Origin of the sequence: Janthinobacterium sp. BJB401 (genome assembly GCF_013372745.1) — a bacterium.
Lineage (GTDB): Bacteria > Pseudomonadota > Gammaproteobacteria > Burkholderiales > Burkholderiaceae_D > Janthinobacterium > Janthinobacterium rivuli.
The window spans coordinates 1-6077 of record NZ_JABXFH010000094.1 but is presented as its reverse complement, the minus strand read 5'-3'; the positions used below and the strand labels follow the sequence as shown (position 1 = coordinate 6077).

The following is a 6077-nucleotide window of genomic DNA, read 5'->3' as shown; positions in this document are numbered from 1 at the left end:
CCAGCCCGGCCCGCCGGGCGAACCATTATTGCCAAAGCCGCCAGGTCCGCCGGCGCTCCCGTTGCTGGAACAGTTGCAGCACTTTCCAGACGTCAAGCTGCCCGCCGTACCGGCGGCCCCCGCCGTGCCAGCGGCGCCGGCGGCGGCGTCCGGGACCGGAATCGCATCCTGGCCAAGCAGACGTATCACTGCAGTGCTGCCATCAAAAGTAGTCATCTCTTCTCCCTTTCAAGACCCCGCGCTGGCTTGCGCGGGGAGGTCACCCACAGTCGTGAAGCTGCCCTTACGCCGGTTGCAGACGCGCCGAGAGGGTACCTGGAGAACCGGTGATGCCGGGCACGCCTGCCGTGCCGGGGTTCCCGGCCGTGCCGCCGCCGGTGCCACCGCTGCCGGCCGCGCCGCCGGCGCCCGACGCGCCGCCCGCGCCGGCGGCGATCGATGAGGTGTCGATCGAAAACGTGGTGTCGGATGTGATCGAGGTGTAATAGATCGTCACGTTCGGCCCGTTGGCGCCATTGCCGCCATTGCCGCCGTTGCCGCCATTGGCGCCATTACCGGACGGGGTGCCGGCGTATGAGTTATTGCACGGCGCAGCCGCCGCCCCGGCCGCGTTGCCGCCATTGCCGCCATTGCCGCCAGCCTTGCCGGCGCCGCCTTTGCCACCCACGCCGCCGATGTAGGTCACCTGGATCGGACCGGAGATCGCGCCCAGCGAAAACACCGAGGTGCCGGAAATGGAACCGTCCGCGCCCCGGGTGCCGGCACTGCCCGCAGTGCCGTTGCCGCTGGCCGTGGCGGCCACCGGCGAAGGATTGTTGCAATCGCAGTTATTGCCGCTCGGCGAGCCTTGCACGGCATTGCCGCCGTTGCTGCCGTTGGTGCCGGCCGTGCCGTCGGTGCCGTCGCTGCCGTTGGCACCCCGGAAGTTAATGGTCGGAACGGTGCCGCCGGTACCGCCCAACGCTGTCTGGCCGTTGAATACCTGCGAATCCATCTGGGCGGCGGTGACGACCTGGATACTGCCGCCCGGCTCCACCGTCACGACGCCGAAATTGTACAAACCGATCTGGTCGGAATCGAGCACCAGCGGATTGGCGGCGGTGATCGTGATGTCCTGGGCTGCGTAGACCGCCAGCGACATCGGAAAATGGATCGCGTTGATGATCGCCTCGTAATCCTTGACCTTGTTCGAGTTGCCCACCAGGAAAGCGTGCAAGGCCTGCACCACCGCCGCCTTCTGGGTCTCGGTCATGAAGTTCTCGATCAAAGCCACGTCGCGCCCGTGGGACGACAGCGGCGGCAGCGCCAGCTCCGAGAGCGGTTGCGGATACCTGACCTGGGCATCGCTTTCCAGCCCGCGCACATAATCCTCGTCCTTGCAGGCGCACAGGGCCTTCAATTGCGCCACATTGGCGACCTTGAGGATGTTCGCGGGAGGAAAAGTCGAATTGGCGGCGGGATGCCCGCAGTGCAGGCCGTTCTCGGCGCCGGCGGTCGTCACGCTGGTCTGAATCTTGCTCGGATCCACGCCGAGCTGGGCGCAGCGCGCATTGAATTTCGCTACTTGCTCGTCGCTCAGATCTTTAAAGTATTTAACCATCATCTCGCTCCTTCAGATTGGATAAAAATCCGTCAAGTCATCAGCCATATTATGGGAATGAAGCCATTCGTTAATATTCGCGATCTCGACACGAAACATCAACTGCATGTGATGTTGAAAATAAAACGTGACAATTACGACATTCTCGGTGACGAGATCAGGAAACGATGGTCATGGTTTGCACATTCATCTGCAATGTGGACCGCGCCTCGATATAGCCGCCCGGCTGCACCGTGACCGTGCCGAATATCAGGCTGGTGGGCGCGCTCGAATTGTCGACCAGCAATGGATCGGCAGCCGTGATTTCCAGGTCGGTCACCGCGTAGACGGCCATTTGCAGCGGAAAGTGCAGCGTGTTGATGTAGTCTTCATAGTCCGCGACGCGGCTTGAATCACCGAGCAGGTAGGCGTTCATGGCGTCGGAAACGGCTTGGAATTGCGGGCGCGAGAGGCTGTTGCGCAGCTTGACGGCCTTCCCGCCAAATGCGGCCAGGTCCGGCATCGCCATCTCGGCCAGCGGCGCGGGGTAGCTGACCTCGGCCGCACCGGTGGCGCCGAGAACATCGTCCACGCCTTCACCGCGACCCAGGGCTTTCAGCTGTTTTATGCTGTCGACCTGGACGATATTATCGGGGGGGAAAGCGGAACTGGCCGCCGGATGGCCGCACAAGACGCCCTTGCCCATATTTTCGGTTGATAGTGTCGCCCGAACGGCGGTTGGATCGATGCCATGGCGCCGGCATGTGGACTTGAATTGCTCTTGTTGATTCCAGGACAAGTCATTAAACAGTATTGTCATCATCGCACCCTTCAAGAATGAATCGGGAAATGAACTGGGAAAAGCCATGCTGGAAGTGCGTGAAACTGTCGAATGGCCGTAAATCAAGCACATTGCTCATTTCCGTCATGCCAGTGAATAATATAATCATAAAAAAATGCTAAAAACACTCGCATTATCACAATTACAAATTTATTTTTAAATCATCCAGACGCGGCGCCGGAGGCTAGTCTCCGGCCGATAAGACAGGCGGAATCAGGCCGGCAACGTGGCTCGGATGCCCTTGCAAATCCGTGGAAAAAAGGGGGGTGATTTTCAGTGCAGCTTAACGCGGCGGCACACGGCCACATCCCACCCGCGCCAGCACCAGCTCGATCAGCTCCGCGATCAAGGGCCGGAACGTGGCCGCATCGCCGCCCTGCCCCAGCATGACGGTGCGCGTGGTCAGGTGCGAGAAGACGGCGTCGAAGAGAATCTGCGGCAGGTTGGAAAACGAGGTGTCGGGCGCGATACGGCCCTGGGTGCGCTGCTGTTCCAGCAGGCGCAGGATCAATGCATGCCACACTTGCGGGCCATGTTCGTACCAGGTGAGGCCCACGGCCGGCACGGCGGCGGCGCCCGTGACGACGAGGCGGTAGAAATCCACGTGGCGGGGGCTGGTGACGACGGCCACCAGTTCATCGAGAATCAGCTGCAAACCCTGCTCCAGGCCGACTTGCGAGGTATCGAGCTGGCGCAGCGCGATGATGAAATCGGCGCACAGGTATTCGACCACGGCCACCAGCAGGTCCTGCTTGCTGCCGAAATAGCGGTAGGCGGTGGCTTTCGAGCCGCCCGCCTCGGCCACGATGGCGTCCATGCTGACGCCGTCGTAGCCGGAGTCAAGAAAGAGTCTGGATGCCGCCACCAGCAGCTTGCGCCGCCGCTCCTCGCTTCGGGTACTCGGGGAAGCGGGAACGGTGCGCAACTGGGGCATGAAGCTAACTCTTACTGTGTCTTGGGAAGCGCGTATGCTATCACGTAATCCCCCCGGTCCGGACTCTGGCGGGCGCCGCCCGCCACCACCACCACGTACTGGCGACCCGACTTGGGCGACACATACGTCATCGGCGTGCCTTGCGAACCGACCGGCATGCGCGCCTTCCACACTTCACGGCCGGTGGCGATATCCATGGCGCGCAAATAGTAATCCTGCGTGCCCGCATAAAACACGAGGCCGGACGCCGTGCTCATGCCGCCGCCCAGGGTGGGCATGCCCAGCGGGATGGGCAGCCTCGCCTTGACGCCATTGACCACCGCATCCTGCACCGTGCCTGCCGGACGCTCCCATACTTTTTTCTTCGTCTTGAGGTCGATGGCGGCAAACACGCCCCAGGGCGGGCTTTGGCACGGTATGCCCAGCGGCGAATTGAAAGCCTTGTGGTCGATGACGAACGGCGTGCCATCCATCGGATAGGTGCTGCCCACGCCGTGGCCAGCCGTCAGCTTGGCCACGTCCACCGTTTCGCGCGGCACCAGCCTGACCACTTGCGGCATGCGGATATCGTTGACGAACATATAGCCATTGCTTTCATCGACGGCCGCGCCGCCCCAGTTGAAGCCGCCGTAATAGCCCGGATAGATCAAGGTCTCTTTCGTGCTGGGCGCCGTGAACTCGCCCTGGTAGTTGAGCTTGCGGAAGCTGATGCGGCAGGCCAGCTGGTCGAAGAAGGTGGCGCCCCACATGTCGCGCTCCGTCAGCGTTTCCGCGCCGAGGGCCGGCATGCCGGTGGAATATGGCTGCGTTTTTGCCACCCAGTCGCCGGCCGCGTGCTCTTGCGGCACAGGTTTTTCCACCACGTCCGCGATCGGTTTGCCCGTGCGGCGGTCCAGCATGAAGATCTGGCCACGCTTGGTCAGCTGCACCAGCGCGGGTATCTTTCCACCTTTGCCGCCCTTGACGTCCGGGACATCGTACAGGGCTGGCTGCGCGGCCACGTCGTAATCCCAGATATCGTGGTGGACGGTCTGATACGTCCAGCGCTCGCGGCCCGTGGCCATGTCGAGGGCAACGATGGCCGACGCGTATTTTTCCGTCAGCGGCGGACGCTTGCCGCCCCAGAAGTCGGGCTGCTCGTTCCCCGTCGGCAGGTAGACCAGGCCCAATTCGTCGTCGAAGGCGGGCGCCGACCACATGTTCGGCGTGCTGCGCGTGTAGGTCTGCCCTTCCGGCGGCAGCTTGGTGATGGCCGGATTGCCCAGGTCCCAGGCCCACACCAGTTCCCCCGTGTCGGCGCTGTAGGCGCGCACGACGCCCGACGGTTCATCGGTGGAGCGGCCATCGAAGACCCAGCCACCGAGGATGATCAGGTTGCGCGCCACCGTGGGCGCGGACGTGTAGGCGTAGTACGGCACGTTCATCTTGACCTTGCCCAGGCCGACGGTCAGGTCGACGGAACCCTTGTCGCCGAAGCCCTCGCACTGCTTGCCCGTCTGCGCGTCGATCTGAATCAGGCGCGCATCCATGGTCACTTGCACGATGCGTTTGGCGCACACGCCCGCCACCGGCGCGCTGGCCGCGGCCATGCCGTCAAACTGGAATGGCTTTATCACTTTGGCCGGCTCGTAGTAAGCCACGCCGCGGCAGCGGTTCCACGTTTTGATGTTGGCCGGCTTCGGATCGAAAGTCCAGCGTTCCTTGCCCGTGTCCGCGTCGAGCGCGATGACCTTGCTCGTCGGCGTACACGTATAGATGGTGTCGCCGATCTGCAGCGGCGTGTTTTGCGATTCGGACGCGCCTTCGGCCACCTCGCCCGAGCGGTAGGTCCACGCCACTTGCAGCTGGTCGACATTCCGCTTGTCGATCTGCGTGTACGGCGCGAAGCGCGTGCCCTTCGGCCCATAGCCGTAATGCGCCCAGTTGGCGCTGCCGCCGTTCACCGGCGCCAGCGCATCCTGCTGCGGCTGCACGGTGGCATCGAGCACGCCGTGCGGCTGGAACATGGCGGCGAAACCGGCCACCAGCACGACGGCGAACAGGGCCGCGAAGCCGCGCGACTGGCCGGTGTGCTTGCGTCCCGCCAGCCACGGATGGAGCAAGGCGGCCACCAGGCCGATGACGAGGAACGGCGCCAGGCGCGGCACCATGGGCCAGAAGGCAAAGCCGATTTCCCACACGGCCCAGGCCAGGGTGGCGATGACCAGCACGGCGACAACGCCGCTGGCGATGGGTTTGCGGCGCAGATACAGCACGCCGGCGAGGAGCAGGCCGAGACCAGCCAGCAGGTAGTACCAGGAACCGCCGAGGGTAATGAGTTCGATGCCGCCCGCCGCCAGGGCCAGGCCGGAAAAGCCAAGAAAAACGCCAAAAACCGTCAAGGCAAGCCGCCTGCCCCTGAAGACCGCCGGGATCGCCGGCGCTCCTTTATTTACTGAAGTGTCCATTTTTTATCCATGACGCCTCCCCTGCCCGGGCCAACACGCCGGGGATGGCTGATTTTTTTAAATCCACGTAGTGAAACTGTACTGTACGGTTTCATTTTATGCCGATTTTTGACGCAAGGAAAGAAAAAATGATGTGGCAGCTTGATTTTTGGCGGGGATGGGGTGTTGAGGGCGACTAAGGGGTCAGACCCGCTGGGTCTGACCCCAGCCTTGTGCGTCGCTCGGAGTATCCAATGATGCTCAGGGCTCAGCACCGGAAAAGCTGGGGTGGGGGCC

Annotated in this window: 4 protein-coding genes and 1 pseudogene; all 5 read right to left on the bottom strand. The window is 63.0% G+C overall.

Annotated elements, in window-relative coordinates; all coding sequences use genetic code 11:
* A pseudogene (locus tag HWE17_RS28560) lies at positions 1-216 on the bottom strand (hypothetical protein); the annotation flags it as partial.
* 67 nt (positions 217-283) lie between these two features.
* Positions 284-1603, bottom strand: a complete 1320-nt coding sequence (locus HWE17_RS28125) for a hypothetical protein (RefSeq protein WP_176391073.1) — start codon at positions 1601-1603, stop codon at positions 284-286.
* Positions 1604-1757: 154 nt separating this feature from the next.
* Positions 1758-2492 carry a hypothetical protein gene (locus tag HWE17_RS28120; protein WP_176391072.1) on the bottom strand — a complete coding sequence of 245 codons (735 nt, stop codon included), beginning with the start codon at positions 2490-2492 and terminating at the stop codon, positions 1758-1760.
* Between the two features lie 211 nt (positions 2493-2703).
* Entirely contained in the window at positions 2704-3354 is a 651-nt protein-coding gene (locus HWE17_RS28115; RefSeq protein WP_081922411.1) for a TetR/AcrR family transcriptional regulator, read from the bottom strand.
* A gap of 11 nt (positions 3355-3365) precedes the next feature.
* A complete protein-coding gene (locus HWE17_RS28110) occupies positions 3366-5735 on the bottom strand; it encodes a membrane-bound PQQ-dependent dehydrogenase, glucose/quinate/shikimate family (protein ID WP_217916922.1) in 2370 nt (789 codons plus the stop codon).
* Between the last annotated feature and the right edge of the window lie 342 nt (positions 5736-6077).